Consider the following 13,813-nt stretch of genomic DNA (forward strand, 5'->3'; position numbering starts at 1 on the left):
ATCCCTGTGCGCTTCTCTCCGGCCATCCATGGCCTCCGAAATTTCCGGAAGGGGAACCCAGCCCCAGGGGCTACATTTTACTTAGCCGTGATCTTCTTCACTGCAGCTTCAAACCTTTCCAGCGCTTCTTCAATATCCGTTTCCGGAATGATCAGCGAAGGCGCCAGCCGCACCACATTGGCTCCGGCTACCAGGACCATCACGCCCTCATCCAGACCGGCGTTCAGGAAGTCTTTGGCCTTGCCCTGCCATTGTTCGGTCAGTACACAACCCAAGAGTAGACCAGCACCGCGAACTTCGGAGAACACGCCGTAGCGTTCGCCGATGTCCATCATGCCTTTGCGCAGTTTTTCGGAGCGGGCTTTGACGCCCTTGAGGATTTCCGGCTGGCTGACGGTGTCGATGACTTTCTGGGCCACGGCGCAAGCCAACGCGTTGCCGCCGTAGGTGCTGCCGTGGGTGCCTACGCCCAGGCTGGCCGCGACTTTGGCGGTGGTCAGCATGGCGGCAACCGGGAAGCCGCCGCCCAGGCCTTTGGCGCTGGAGAGGATGTCCGGTGTTACGCCGTACATTTCGTAGGCGTACAGGTAGCCGGTGCGGCCTACGCCGCTTTGGACTTCGTCGAAGACCAGCAGGGCGTTGTGTTCGTCGCAGAGCTCTCGCAGCCCTTGCAGGAATTCGGGATCTGCCGGCATGACGCCGCCTTCACCCTGGACGGGCTCGACCACGACAGCGCAGGTCTTCTCTTTGGAGATCAGCGCTTTCACTGAGTCCAGGTTATTGAATTCGGCGTGATGGATGCCGCCGGGGGCCGGTTCAAAGCCTTCCAGGTATTTGGGCTGGCCACCCACACTGACGGTGAACAGGGTGCGGCCGTGGAAGGAATTCTTGAACGAAATGATCTCGTGTTTTTCCGGACCGTAGTGTTCCCAGGCGTAGCGACGGGCCAGTTTGAAGGCAGCTTCGTTGGCTTCAGCGCCGGAGTTTGCAAAGAACACCCGCTCGGCGAAGGTGAGGTCACACAGGGTTTTGGCCAGCCGCAGGGCAGGCTCGTTGGTCATGACGTTCGACAGGTGCCAGATTTTTTCTGACTGTTCCTGTAACGCACCCAATAGCCCCGGATGGGCGTGGCCCAGGCTGGTGACGGCAATACCACCCTGCAAATCCACGAACTCTCGGCCTTCCTGATCCCACACGCGGGAGCCTTCGCCTCGCACCGGGATAATGGTTCCGGGGGCGTAGTTGGGCACCATGACTTCATCAAAAAGTTCGCGGGAGACAGGTTCTCTGTTCATGGATCTCTCTCTGAGTGGATGAATTCCTCCCCATAATACGCCACTCAGGGCATAAGAACAGCCGGTTGTGTTATAGCATGTAACTCGATGATGCGATGGTGGTTTCGATCTTTCCCCAGGAGCGCTTTAATGAGCAGCTTGTAGGAATCCAGATCAAAGGTGACCGGGTCTTCGCCGGGCTGATAGTCGTGCAGATCGGCCTCGGTGTGCTGGTCGCTGCGCAGCGTTTCTATATGAATCCAGTTCCAGATGATCAGCCAGTCCGTGCGTCCGTTTTCCGGGTTTTCTTCGGCCAGGGCAACTGGGCCGGGCCAGGGCCAGGTTTTCAGACGCAGATTATGAAAGGCGATCTGCATGCGCAGGTTGAACCGGGTGACGTCTTCCGCGCCTTCACAGGCACCTTTGCACCGCCCCAGGGATCGTTGAAAGCATGGTCCCGGGGTTGCCGGCTCCAGTCCCAGGAGTTTTCCGCACAGGTCGTTTTTGCTGGCGATGCCCCGTAACGCACTTAACGCGTCCCGCTTGCTGCGAAACAGGCCGAAGTAATCTCCCAGTTGATCCGGCGTGATGGTTCTGGCCAACTCGGCATTCAGGTAGCCGGAGTTGTCCGGGTGCAGGGCGATGCTGACCAGGCTTTTCGCCGCCCGTGAGCGACGGTTGAACAGCGGGCTCAGGGTCTTTATCTGTTTGAGTTCCAGCAACAGGGCACCTAGCTCTCCGGCAGTTTCGGTGTATTCCACCCGGCGCAGGCTTTCGGACAGCCGGATTCCACGGCTGCTCTGATGATCACCGGAAAAATGCGAGGTCACCCGCTGGCGAATATTGGTGCTTTTGCCAACGTACAGCAGCACATCGTTATCTCCATAAAACCGGTACACACCGGGCCCCGCCGGCAAATCAGCGAGCATTTCCGCGGGTACGTTGGAGGGTGTGCTGGGGCGCTGGAGCAGGCGGTTGATGGTGGCACCAACGGTGTCTTCGCCCTGCTCAAGCAAGGTGTGTTCAAAGAACGCCAGCATGGCAGTGACATCGCCCATGGCCCGGTGGCGCTCAACAGCGGGTAATCCGTGCCGGGCGATCAGCGCATCCATGTTGTGGCGTTCGGCCTCCGGATAGAGCGCCCGGGAAAGTCGAACGGTGCAAAGCACCCGGGCACTGAACAGTCGCCCCAATCTGCGGAATTCACTCTTGATAAAACCGTAATCAAAGCGTGCGTTGTGGGCGACAAAAATGCACCCGTCCAGGTGCCGCTCCAGCTCGTCGGCAATGGTCTCAAAACGAGGGGCACTCGCCACCATGGCATTGGAGATACCCGTCAGTCGTTCGATGAACCCGGAGATCCGGGCTTCCGGGTTCAGGAGCGTTTGCCATTCCCCCACAACGACCCCGTTACGCCAGAAGCGGATACCAATTTCGGTGATCCGATCCCGCTGGGCATTGCCGCCGGTGGTTTCAATATCGACGAAGGCAAACGTAGGTTCAGATAGCATCTCGTGTTTGAAAATCATCTTGCCCATTACGACCAAAGTACTCCTCCGGATGCCACCATGACTGAATCGAAGGCCTATAGTCATTCGTCTAAATAATCACCGATTCTGTTTGAATTGTCATAGATTCGTAACTACTTTGTCTGTGGGTCCAACAACAATAAACGTGTGGAGACAACAACAATGCAAAGCAACAAATTAAGGGTAAGCGGATTAAATGGTTGATCTTACCTTTGCATGAGAGTGAGACAGACCGGCATCTCATCGGATTATCTGGTTGATGCTTCACCTACTGCTGGTGCATGTTTCCTTCGCTAATTCCAGCAAGAACCCCACACGCCTCAACTTCCCGGTCATCGTTGCAACTCGCTCTCAGTGAAACGAGTTGTTTCTCAAGCGCTTGCAGAGCGGTTATCTGCGACCGCACATGAGAGATGTGATCATCGAGCAAGGTGTTGACGGCGGTACAAGGCTGATGAGGGTCGTCCTGATAGCTCTGTAGTTCGTGAATCTCAGCCAGTGACAGGCCCAGGATTCTGCAGCGACGGATGAAGGCCAGCCCCTCACCATGCTTCTCGGTATAGACACGGTAACCGTTGTCCTGCCGATCAGGCGGCGGCAACAAGCCCTGCTGTTCATAGAAGCGGATCGTCTGTGTTTCGACCCCTACCAACTGCGCCAACTGACCAATGCGCATCAGCCTCCTCCCCAACGGATTCTTTACTCTATTGACCTTATAGTAGCTTTATAGTTTTAAATGGTACCACAACATTGTTCAAGTGGAGTCGTATCATGAGCAAATCCTGTGGTGGCGCCTGTGGCGGTGATGCAACGTCCGCAGCGGATACCGATATACAGGCCTCCTCCGAGGCGCCAGGGAGATGGGTCAGTGTTTATGCCGTGCCGAAGATGGACTGTCCATCAGAAGAACGAATGATTCGCCTAGCCCTGAACGGCTTTGAGGAGATTCGGGCGCTGTCCTTCGACTTGTCGAACCGCCGGCTGAAGGTCGTGCATGACGGCGAGGTCGAGCCCGTCACCTCGAAACTGAAGACCTTGGGGCTAGGCGCCTCGCTTCAGGAAACCGTCGCTGCAAATCCGGAGACCATCAAGGCCGCCGAGTTTTCGGCAGCTTCTGCTAAGCAAGAATCCGGGACCCTGCGCTGGTTGCTCGGCATCAATGCACTTCTGTTCGTGGTGGAAATGACTGCCGGTCTGATCGCCCGGTCCACCGGCCTGATTGGAGAATCCCTGGACAATTTTGCCGATGCGGCGGTGTACGGGCTTGCCCTTTATGCGGTTGGACATAGCGTGAAAATGCAGGTACGTGCCGCGCATCTTGCTGGTGTACTGCAACTGATCTTGGCTGTGGGCGTGCTCGTAGAGGTGGTGAGACGCTTTGTATTCGGTAGTGAGCCTGAATCGCTGGTGATGATGGCTATCGCATTCGTCGCATTGATTGCCAATACCAGTTGTCTGCTGCTCATATCCAAACATCGGGAAGGCGGGGCGCACATGAAGGCAAGCTGGATATTCTCGGCCAACGACGTGGTGATCAACCTGGGGGTCATCACCGCCGGCGCCCTGGTCGCGTGGACCGGTTCCAATTATCCGGATCTGATTATCGGCACCATCGCGGGGGGCATTGTACTTAACGGTGCCAGACGCATTTTGGCGTTGAAGGGTTAAATAATGCTCATTATTGGCAAAAAGCTCTCGCCGTATGCCCTATTGTCCATATCGGGCCTGCTGGCAGCGTCTGATCAGGCTGTAAAGTGGCTGGTGCAGCAATCAATGGCCTATGGCGAGTATGTTTCGGTGACCCCGTTCTTTAACTGGGTGCACCTATGGAACACCGGTGCCGCATTCAGTCTTTTTGCGAATGGTGGAGGCTGGCAGCGCTACTTTTTTATCGGAATCGCGGTAGTGGTCTCGATTTTTCTGATCAAGCTGATCCTTGAAAATCGTCATAAAGGAGAAGCCATCGCTTACAGTCTTATCCTCGGTGGCGCCATGGGCAACCTGATTGACCGGGTCTTTCGCGGCTATGTTGTGGATTCCTTTGATTTCTATTGGCGAGACTGGCATTGGCCGGCCTTCAACCTGGCTGATATTGCAATTGTCCTCGGTGCCTTACTTTTCGTTTCCAGCAGCTTGTTGGGTAAAAAAGCAAACACCAATACCGAGTCGGATGGATCTGACTGACACCTACGCCTATACAACACCATGACCGAACTTCCCGACAACATCCTTCACCTGCCGCAATACCAAGTACTGGGCTGCAAATCAACCGACGACGAAATGCACTTCCAGGTGGACGTGCCCGATCCCATCGCCTGCGAGGAATGCGGCGTGCAGGGTGAGTTCGTACGGTTCGGCAAGCGTGACGTTCCCTATCGTGATCTGCCCATCCACGGCAAGCGGGTCACTCTCTGGGTGGTCCGCCGCCGATACACCTGCCGGGCCTGCAAGACAACATTCAGGCCCCAGCTACCGGAGATGGTGGACGGATTCCGTATGACACTGCGGCTGCATGAGTACGTGGAGAAGGAATCCTTCAACCACCCCTACACCTTTGTGGCGGCACAGACCGGCCTGGACGAGAAGACGGTGCGCGACATCTTCAACGCCCGCGCCGAGTTCCTGGGGCGCTGGCACCGCTTCGAGACGCCCCGCATCCTGGGCATTGACGAGCTATACCTGAACAAGCGCTACCGCTGCATTCTGACCAACATTGAGGAGCGAACCCTGCTCGACCTGCTGACCACCCGCCGCCAGGACGTGGTGACCAACTACCTGATGAAGCTGAAAGACCGGCAGAAGGTCGAGATCGTCAGCATGGACATGTGGAACCCCTACCGGGCAGCGGTCAAGGCTGTGCTGCCCCAGGCCCGTATCGTGGTCGATAAGTTCCATGTGGTGCGCATGGCCAACGATGCCCTAGAGAGAGTGCGCAAGGGCCTCAGAAAGGAGCTGAAACCGTCCCAGAGCCGGACTCTCAAGGGAGACCGGAAAATCCTGCTGAAACGCGCTCACGAAGTCTCAGACCGGGAGCGCCTCATCATGGAGACCTGGACAGGCGCGTTCCCGCAACTGCTGGCCGCCTACGAGCACAAGGAGCGCTTCTACGGCATCTGGGACGCCACCACACGGCTCCAGGCAGAAGCCGCCCTGGACGAGTGGATAGCCACCATCCCGAAGGGCCAAAAGGAAGTCTGGAGCGATCTGGTCAGGGCAGTGGGAAACTGGCGCGAAGAGACCATGACCTACTTCGAGACGGACATGCCCGTCACCAACGCTTACACGGAGTCCATCAACCGACTGGCCAAGGACAAGAACCGTGAAGGGCGCGGTTACTCCTTCGAGGTGATGCGGGCACGAATGCTCTACACCACGAAGCACAAGAAGAAGGCACCGACTGCGAAGGTCTCTCCTTTCTACAAGAAAACCATCGGTTACGGACTGCCGGACTTCGCAGAGGAACTCAACTACGGAGTCGATCTATCAACCATCTGAGGGTGGTATCAGATTGATGGGGTGAAGGTGCCCCATCAACCATTAAATCCGTATACCCCAAATTAAGAATGGCAATTCGTGCGACGGCTGCTATGACAGTTCTGGGTCTGGCTTCTCAGGCACAGGCGTTTGAAATCCAGGCCGGCGATGTGAATGCCGACATCTACGGCTACGCGCGACTGACTGCCACTTACGATATCAACGAAAAGATCACCGGTGACAACAGTACTCTGGCTGGTGATTTCGGTAAGGTTTCTGGCTCCGATAATGAAGGCCACTTCGACGCCTCAGCAACTCAAAGTCGTATTGGTGTTAAAGCGAGCCTGCCACAGGATTTCAAGATCACCGTCGAAGGTGACTTTGCCAGTGGTGGAAACTTCCGCCTCCGCCATGCTTTTGGCGAATATAACGGCATTCTGGCAGGGCAGACCTGGTCAAACTACAACAGCTTCACCGGCAATACGCCGACCCTGGATTTTAACGGCAGCGCCGGCTGGGCAGGATATCAGCTTCGGACCGCACAGCTTCGTTATACCACGGGCGGTCTCTCCGTCTCAGTAGAGGATCCCAAGGGTTCGTTGGACGGAACAACAATTGTAGTCAACGGGGATGAGGTTGACACCGACAAAGACACCATGCCGGCCTTCACTGCTCGCTACGAGGGCTCTGCTGATGCTCTGTCGTTCGCGGTTGCAGGTCTCCTCAAGCAAAACGCATATGAAAACGAAGTCAACGACACTGATGATACAGCCATGGGTTACGGCATGTTTGGCGCTGCCAAATTCAAGGCCTCTGACATGGTGTCTATCCAAGGCGCCCTGAACTATACAGACGGCGCCAATGCCTATCTGTACCAGTCCGGTTCAGCTGATGCCTACCTCGACGGTGAAGACCTCGAAACCATCTCAGGCTACGGCGCTTCAATCGGCACCAGCTTGTCCCTCGGTAACGGCCGCAGCGTCAACCTGACCTACGGTATGGTGGAACTGGATGTTGAAAATGATGGAGACGAAGAAACCCGCTCCAACATCATTGCCAACTACATGTGGACGCCGGTCAAGAGCGTGATGATGGGCGTTGAATACCAGTACTGGAAAACTGAAACCAAAGGTGGTGACAGCGAAGACGCTAACCGCCTGATGTTCGCAGCACAGTACAACTTCTGATCCTTCCTATCAGAAGTTAACTCAGAATTACCCCGGCTTCGGCCGGGGTTTTTCGTTCCAGGATGGTGCGCCGGCACCATTCCTGCTCAGCTCTTATCTTCCAGCCTCAAAGCCAATTATTCCTTACTTAACATTTTCATAGACTTACCTTCTGCCAGAAGATTTGGCACGGCCAATGCAAAAGCCTGGATACGCTGGCGACAGCGAACTCGCATTCCTATCGCAACGACGTGAGGTAACGCCATGAAACTCGCCAAAGACCAAAACCTGTTGTTTGAACTGACCCAACCTGCGGAAGCCTGGGCCATGCAGGATCTGCACGATTATTTTGACTGGATGTTCTTTGCCAACTGATCAGAAAGGCGGCCGGCTGGCCCCCGGGGACAGCCGGCTCTCCGATTAGCTGCCCGCCCGTAACCGTGTTCGAACGCCTCGGGTAGCCATAACCGCCAGCACCTCCATCAGGGATAACAGGCCCCGGTCGTGCTGTTTTGGAGCCCTGCCACGGGCAATTCTTCCGATCTGACGGGTGTACCAACTGACCTCCATCAGAGCCATATCGTCGATCATTCGAAGGCCGGTTTTAATAGGCTTGACCGCACTGGTAACCGGATCGCCCGCCATAATACGAGTCGGCAGATCAGGTTCCACAACCAAGGGCCTTGCCAGCCCCACCAGGTCCGTGGCACCAGAATCGATGGCCTGTGCCATCCCCCGCTCTGTGCGGAACCCGCCCGTGACCATCAAGGGTACGTCCGTCAATTCACGGACTTTTTCAGCAAACTCCAGGAAGTAGGCTTCCCGTGCCAGGGTGCTGGCTTTCACCTCCTCGCTTCCGGCACCTTTCGCCATGGCGGGGTTTTCATAATTTCCTCCTGAGATTTCCACCAGATCAATGCCCTCTGCCACCAGCGCCTTGATCACAGCCAGAGACTCATCCTCAGTGAAGCCCCCGCGCTGAAAATCAGCCGAATTCAGTTTGATACCAACATTAAATTCCCTGCCACAAGCCTTGCGGATTTCTCGATACACAGACAGTACAAAGCGCCGCCGGTTCGCCGCAGAACCACCCCACTCGTCGGTGCGTTGATTGTGATGGGGAGACAAAAACTGGCTAACCAGATACCCATGGGCTCCGTGAATCTGTACACCATCAAATCCCGCCTTTTTGGCGACGGCTGCGGCCTGCGCAAAGCGACGAATAATGTCATCAATCTCCGGCCCCGTGAGCGCACGCGGAGTTGCGAACATCCCCCGCAGGTCCTTCTTGAACGGAATCGCGCTTGGAGACACCGGGTCTCTATTAAGCATCTTCGGGCTTTGCTTGCCTGGATGATTGAGCTGCATCCAGATCTGTTTCCCGCCACCCCGCCCGGCCCTGGCCCAGGATTTGAGAAGATCCAGATCGGCCTCATCCTCGACCACGACGTTTTGCGGCTCCCCGATGTGCCTCCGGTCAATCATCACGTTGCCAGTGATCGACAGCCCGGCACCCCCGTCTGCCCAGGCTCTGTAAAGGGTGATCAATTCTTTAGTCGGATGATTATCAATGCTTCCCAGCGTTTCGCTCATTGCGGACTTGGCAAAGCGATTGGGGATAACCGATCCATTCGGCAGCGTGAATGGCCTGGACATCAGTTCTGAGGGAGTCATGGGAGCCTCGTATCACAGTCGTTTGTTGTGACACTGATGGTGGGTGGCTCATAACGTGCAGACATTGGCCGAGCTGACCAGGCCCGAGCGGAAGAGTGGTCGCACTGCAACGACACCGTCGCAGTGCGACCAACAAGGCTACATCACAGCAGCAGGGTCCGAATATCCCCGAGCAGCTGCGTCAGCAGGTTGGTAAACCGGGCAGCATCCGCTCCGTTCACCGCGCGGTGGTCGTAAGACAGCGACAGCGGCAGCATCAGCCGCGGCTGGAACTCCTTGCCGTCCCACACCGGTTTCATGGAGGCTTTGGACACACCCAGGATCGCCACTTCCGGCGTATTCACGATCGGCGTGAACGCTGTGCCGCCAATGCCGCCCAGGCTGGTGATGGTAAAGCAGGCACCCTGCATTTCTGCCGGCTTCAGCTGCTTGTCCCTCGCCTTCTGGGCCAACTCGGCGCTTTCGGCCGCCAGTTCCCATAGGCCCTTCTGGTCTACATTCCGTATCACCGGCACCATAAGGCCGTGTGGCGTATCCACCGCAATGCCGATGTGTATGTACTTCTTGCGCACCACCTCTTTGCGCTCCATGTCCAGGGACACGTTGAACTGAGGCAGTTCCGCCAACGCGGCGGCGCAGGCCTTGAGCAGGAACGGCAGCGGGGTCATCTTCACGCCACGCTTTTCGCCGGCCGCTTTCTGGCCTTTACGGAAGGCTTCCATTTCGGTGATGTCGGCATCGTCGAACTGGGTTACGTGAGGCACGTTCAGCCAGCTGCGCTGCATGTTGGTGGCGGTGGCTGCCATCATGCGGGACATACCTTCACGCTCGATCTCACCGAACTGGCTGAAGTCCGGCAGTTTCACGCCCGGAATGCCAGAGCCAGTGGCTACGCCACTGCCCTGCTGGGCCTGCTGCAACTGGCTCTTCACGTAGGCGTGGACATCGTCTTTCACGATCCGGCCTTTTGGGCCTGAACCTTTCACGCGCGTGAGGTCTGCCCCCAGTTCCCGGGCCAGCTTACGCACGGCCGGACCGGCGTGCACCTTGGTGCCAGGTGACGGCGGCTCGTAGGTAGAGCCCTGCGGCTGAGGCTCGGACTCCTGTTTGCCCTGGGATTTCTCCGGTTTGCTTTCCTGGCTGTCTGCCCGGGCGCTGTCACCGGAATCTTCCGATTCGCCCTCGTCGTCACCATCGTCTTCGATGGTCATTTCCAGGAGGTCTGAACCTTCGGAGAGCTTGTCGCCTTCCTTCACCAGAATCTTGCCGATCTTGCCCGCGTAGGGTGACGGGATTTCCATGGTGGCCTTGTCGGACTCCACTGTTACCAGCGGGTCTTCCTCACCAACCGTATCGCCTTCAGCCACGTTGATTTCAATCACCGGCACATCTTCAAAGCCATCCAGCGACGGCACTTTCACCACTTCGGTGCGAGAGCCACCAGACTTCTTCTTTTTCGGAGCCGGCTTGGCGTCTTCCGATCTGGCCTCAGATGGCGCCTCGGATTTTTCCTCGGTCTGTTCCGACTTATCATCCGCGGCATCGTCCGAGCCCCCAGCATCACCGCTGGCGGCCAGCATGCCGATCACGTCGCCCTCTTTCACCTTGTCACCCACCTTGACGGTGATTTTGCTGATCTTGCCGGCGACGGGGGCCGGCAGTTCTACCGAGGCTTTGTCGGATTCCACGGTCAGAATCGGATCTTCTTCCTCTACCGAATCCCCTTCACTGACGATGATTTCGATGATCTCGACTTCATCTGCACCGCCGAGATCGGGAACCTTGATTTCCTGTTCACTCATGGCGGTCTCCTTAGCTCAGCACCGGGTTCGGTTTGTTGCGATCGATTCCGTACTTGCGCATGGCTTCGAGAACCTGCTCCTGTTTGATCTCACCATCTTTAGCCAGGGCGGCCAGTGCAGTCACCGCCACATAGTAACGATCCACCTCGAAGAAGTTACGGAGCTTCTCACGGGTATCGCTGCGGCCGAAACCGTCGGTGCCCAGGGTCATGTAGGTTTTCGGGATGAATGCCCGCAACTGCTCGGAGTGCAGTTTGATGTAGTCGGTAGACGACACCACAGGGCCCTGAGCCTTTTCCAGGCACTGCGTGACGTAGGCCTTGCGCGGCTTGTCATCCGGGTGCAGGTGGTTCCAGCGCTCCACATGCTGGCCATCACGGGCCAGTTCGTTGAAGCTGGTGACACTCCAGACATCCGAGGCCACACCCCAGTCGTCCTTCAGCATCTGCGCCGCGGCACGGACCTCGTTCATGATCGCGCCGGAGCCAAGCAGCTGAACCCGCGGGCTCTTCTTGCGGCCCTTGGTTTCCACAGACTCAAACTTGTACATACCCTTGATGATGCCGTCTTCAGAGTCTTTCGGCATCGCCGGCTGTTCGTAGTTCTCGTTTTCGATGGTCAGGTAGTAGAAGACGTTCTGGTTGTCTTCAAACATCTCCTTCATACCATGACGGATCACCACGGCCATCTCGTAGCCGTAAGCCGGGTCGTAGGCCTTACAGTTGGGAATGGTGTTGGCCAAAATGTGGCTGTGGCCGTCCTGGTGCTGCAAGCCCTCACCGTTCAGAGTAGTCCGGCCGGCAGTGCCGCCGATCAGGAAGCCGCGGGCCTGCATGTCGCCCGAGGCCCAGGCCAGGTCTCCTACCCGCTGGAAGCCGAACATGGAGTAGAACACGTAGAACGGAATCAGCGGGAAACTGTTGGTACTGTATGACGTAGCCGCCGCCATCCAGGTGGACATGGCACCGTCTTCGTTGATGCCTTCCTGCAGGATCTGCCCCTTCTTGTCTTCCCGGTAGTACATGATCTGGTCACGATCCTGAGGCACGTACTTCTGGCCTTCCGCCGTGTAGATACCCAACTGACGGAACATGCCTTCCATACCGAAAGTACGGGCTTCGTCCGGCACGATAGGCACGACGCGCTTGCCGATGCGCTTGTCTTTGACCAGGGCACTCAGAATGCGGACAAAGGCCATGGTAGTAGAGATCTCACGGCCGTCAGACCCTTCCAGCACCTGCTTGAAGATATCCAGTTCGGGAATCTGCAGCGGCTGGCAATCCTTGTTGCGCTTGGGATAGAAACCACCCAGCTCCTGCCGGCGCTTCTTCATATAGACCAGCTCCGGGCTGTCCGGCGCCGGACGGTAATAAGGTACGTCTTCCAGTTCTTCGTCTTTCAGCGGCACACCGAAACGATCCCGGAACGCTTTCAGGGTATCGATGTCCAGCTTCTTCAAAGAGTGCGCGGTGTTCTGGGCTTCGCCCGCCGCACCAAAACCATAGCCCTTGATGGTGTGGGCAAGAATCACAGTCGGCTTGCCGTTGGCCTGGTTCACGGCCTTGTGATAAGCCGCGTAGACCTTGTAAGGGTCGTGGCCGCCGCGGTTCAGCTTGCTGATATCCTCGTCCGACAGGTTTTCCGCCAGCTTGGCCAGCTCCGGATGCTTGCCGAAGAATTCCTTGCGGGTATAGGCGGGGCCCTTGAACGTCAGGTTCTGAAGTTCGCCATCGCAAAGCTCGTCCATGGCCCGTTGCATCACGCCGTCTTCGTCTTTGTCGAACAGCGGATCCCACATTCGGCCCCAGACCACCTTGATAACGTTCCAGCCAGCGCCACGGAACACACCTTCCAGCTCCTGTACGATCTTGCCGTTACCCCGAACCGGGCCATCCAGGCGCTGCAGGTTGCAGTTGACCACCCAGATCAGGTTATCCAGTTTCTCGCGGCCCGCCTTGGAGATGGAGCCCAGAGTTTCCGGTTCGTCGCACTCGCCGTCACCGACAAACGCCCACACTTTGCGGCCGTCCATGTCGATCAGCTCGCGACTGTGTAGGTACTTCATTACGTGGGCCTGGTAGATGGACTGAATTGGCCCAAGCCCCATGGATACCGTCGGGAACTGCCAGTAATCCGGCATCAGCCAGGGGTGAGGATAAGAAGACAGGCCTTCGCCATCGACTTCCTCGCGATACTTGTCCAGCTGCTCTTCGCTGAAACGACCTTCCAGGAAGGAGCGGGCGTAGATGCCCGGCGACGCGTGGCCCTGGAAATACACCAGGTCTGAAGCACGATCCTCACCACCGCCATGAAAGAAATAGTTGAAGCCCACATCGTACAGAGTGGCTGCTGAGGAGAAAGTGGAAATGTGGCCACCGAGGTCACCCGGGCGCTTGTTGGCGCGCACCACCATGGCCATGGCGTTCCATCGAATCAGCGAGCGAATGCGGCGCTCCATGAACAGATCGCCCGGCATGCGAGATTCCTGGGTCACAGGGATGCTGTTACGGAATGGCGTGGTTATGGAATAAGGCAGTTCGGTGCCATCGCGGCTGGCTCGCTCGGAAAGCCGTTCAAGAATGTATTTGGCCCTTTCTACGCCTTCGTTCTCAATCAGAGATTCCAGCGCATCCAGCCATTCACTGGTTTCAATGGGATCATCATCCTGGTACATCAAACCCTCCCCTTGGCATCAAAAGGTGCAACGCCGGCCACGATCAGCGGCCAAAGACGGTGCGAAGTCGATAAGCTGCGATGGTATGCAGTATTTTTTTGTGGAAACGTCAGCTTGTAAGAAAGGCTGAGCTGCGTGATTGACCTCTCTCAAGCATAGAACAGCTTTCTCATTTTTCCTGCCGCGCGAACGGTTATCGGTATGGCTTTTGGCACGGACC

The 13,813-nt window shown here is 57.0% G+C and carries 10 protein-coding genes; 4 read left to right on the forward strand and 6 right to left on the reverse strand.

The genetic code is table 11. From position 1 onward, the window contains the following. Nucleotides 1-77: 77 nt before the first annotated feature. The 3 genes from QPL98_RS06225 to cadR form a co-directional block, all read right to left on the reverse strand. A complete protein-coding gene (locus QPL98_RS06225) occupies nt 78-1,295 on the reverse strand; it encodes an aspartate aminotransferase family protein (protein WP_153740575.1) in 1,218 nt (405 codons plus the stop codon). A 44-nt stretch (nt 1,296-1,339) separates the two neighbouring features. Continuing rightward, nucleotides 1,340-2,812 (reverse strand): exonuclease domain-containing protein, encoded by a 1,473-nt coding sequence (locus QPL98_RS06230; RefSeq protein ID WP_303292915.1) that lies wholly within the window; start codon nt 2,810-2,812, stop codon nt 1,340-1,342. A 259-nt stretch (nt 2,813-3,071) separates the two neighbouring features. Next, on the reverse strand, nt 3,072-3,479 hold the full coding sequence (cadR, locus tag QPL98_RS06235; RefSeq protein WP_007148576.1) for a Cd(II)/Pb(II)-responsive transcriptional regulator: 408 nt from the start codon (nt 3,477-3,479) through the stop codon (nt 3,072-3,074). 95 nt (nt 3,480-3,574) lie between these two features. Here cadR and QPL98_RS06240 point away from each other — a divergent pair, with 95 nt between their 5' ends. From QPL98_RS06240 to QPL98_RS06255, 4 genes are all read left to right on the forward strand, one after another. After that, on the forward strand, nt 3,575-4,471 hold the full coding sequence (locus QPL98_RS06240; RefSeq protein WP_004364974.1) for a cation transporter: 897 nt from the start codon (nt 3,575-3,577) through the stop codon (nt 4,469-4,471). Between the two features lie 3 nt (nt 4,472-4,474). After that, nucleotides 4,475-4,987, forward strand: coding sequence for a signal peptidase II (gene lspA / locus QPL98_RS06245; protein ID WP_303292916.1), 513 nt, complete (start codon nt 4,475-4,477; stop codon nt 4,985-4,987). A gap of 21 nt (nt 4,988-5,008) precedes the next feature. Beyond that, nucleotides 5,009-6,298 (forward strand): ISL3-like element ISPpu12 family transposase, encoded by a 1,290-nt coding sequence (locus tag QPL98_RS06250; protein WP_011784406.1) that lies wholly within the window; start codon nt 5,009-5,011, stop codon nt 6,296-6,298. 92 nt (nt 6,299-6,390) lie between these two features. Beyond that, nucleotides 6,391-7,464, forward strand: coding sequence for a DcaP family trimeric outer membrane transporter (locus QPL98_RS06255; protein WP_227548871.1), 1,074 nt, complete (start codon nt 6,391-6,393; stop codon nt 7,462-7,464). A gap of 399 nt (nt 7,465-7,863) precedes the next feature. Here QPL98_RS06255 and QPL98_RS06260 read toward each other — a convergent pair whose 3' ends face one another. The 3 genes from QPL98_RS06260 to aceE all read right to left on the reverse strand — a co-directional run bounded on the left by QPL98_RS06260 (nt 7,864) and on the right by aceE (nt 13,593). Beyond that, the gene (locus tag QPL98_RS06260) at nt 7,864-9,117 is read right to left on the reverse strand and encodes an NADH:flavin oxidoreductase/NADH oxidase family protein (RefSeq protein ID WP_153740573.1); all 1,254 of its coding nucleotides are present in this window, start codon (nt 9,115-9,117) and stop codon (nt 7,864-7,866) included. Nucleotides 9,118-9,260: 143 nt separating this feature from the next. Beyond that, nucleotides 9,261-10,919 (reverse strand): dihydrolipoyllysine-residue acetyltransferase, encoded by a 1,659-nt coding sequence (gene aceF / locus QPL98_RS06265; RefSeq protein ID WP_153740572.1) that lies wholly within the window; start codon nt 10,917-10,919, stop codon nt 9,261-9,263. Nucleotides 10,920-10,929: 10 nt separating this feature from the next. After that, nucleotides 10,930-13,593, reverse strand: coding sequence for a pyruvate dehydrogenase (acetyl-transferring), homodimeric type (gene aceE, locus QPL98_RS06270; RefSeq protein ID WP_303292917.1), 2,664 nt, complete (start codon nt 13,591-13,593; stop codon nt 10,930-10,932). Nucleotides 13,594-13,813: the final 220 nt, after the last annotated feature.

The organism is Marinobacter sp. ST-43, assembly GCF_030541085.1.
In the GTDB taxonomy this organism is placed as follows: Bacteria; Pseudomonadota; Gammaproteobacteria; order Pseudomonadales; family Oleiphilaceae; genus Marinobacter; species Marinobacter nauticus.

Bases quoted from the DNA above. Each gene is read 5' to 3' on its own strand.
- QPL98_RS06225 (WP_153740575.1), bottom strand. From the start codon at position 1,295: ATGAACAGAGAACCTGTCTCCCGCGAACTTTTTGATGAAGTCATGGTG.
- QPL98_RS06230 (WP_303292915.1), bottom strand. From the start codon at position 2,812: ATGGGCAAGATGATTTTCAAACACGAGATGCTATCTGAACCTACGTTT.
- cadR (WP_007148576.1), bottom strand. From the start codon at position 3,479: ATGCGCATTGGTCAGTTGGCGCAGTTGGTAGGGGTCGAAACACAGACG.
- QPL98_RS06240 (WP_004364974.1), top strand. From the start codon at position 3,575: ATGAGCAAATCCTGTGGTGGCGCCTGTGGCGGTGATGCAACGTCCGCA.
- lspA (WP_303292916.1), top strand. From the start codon at position 4,475: ATGCTCATTATTGGCAAAAAGCTCTCGCCGTATGCCCTATTGTCCATA.
- QPL98_RS06250 (WP_011784406.1), top strand. From the start codon at position 5,009: ATGACCGAACTTCCCGACAACATCCTTCACCTGCCGCAATACCAAGTA.
- QPL98_RS06255 (WP_227548871.1), top strand. From the start codon at position 6,391: ATGACAGTTCTGGGTCTGGCTTCTCAGGCACAGGCGTTTGAAATCCAG.
- QPL98_RS06260 (WP_153740573.1), bottom strand. From the start codon at position 9,117: ATGACTCCCTCAGAACTGATGTCCAGGCCATTCACGCTGCCGAATGGA.
- aceF (WP_153740572.1), bottom strand. From the start codon at position 10,919: ATGAGTGAACAGGAAATCAAGGTTCCCGATCTCGGCGGTGCAGATGAA.
- aceE (WP_303292917.1), bottom strand. From the start codon at position 13,593: ATGTACCAGGATGATGATCCCATTGAAACCAGTGAATGGCTGGATGCG.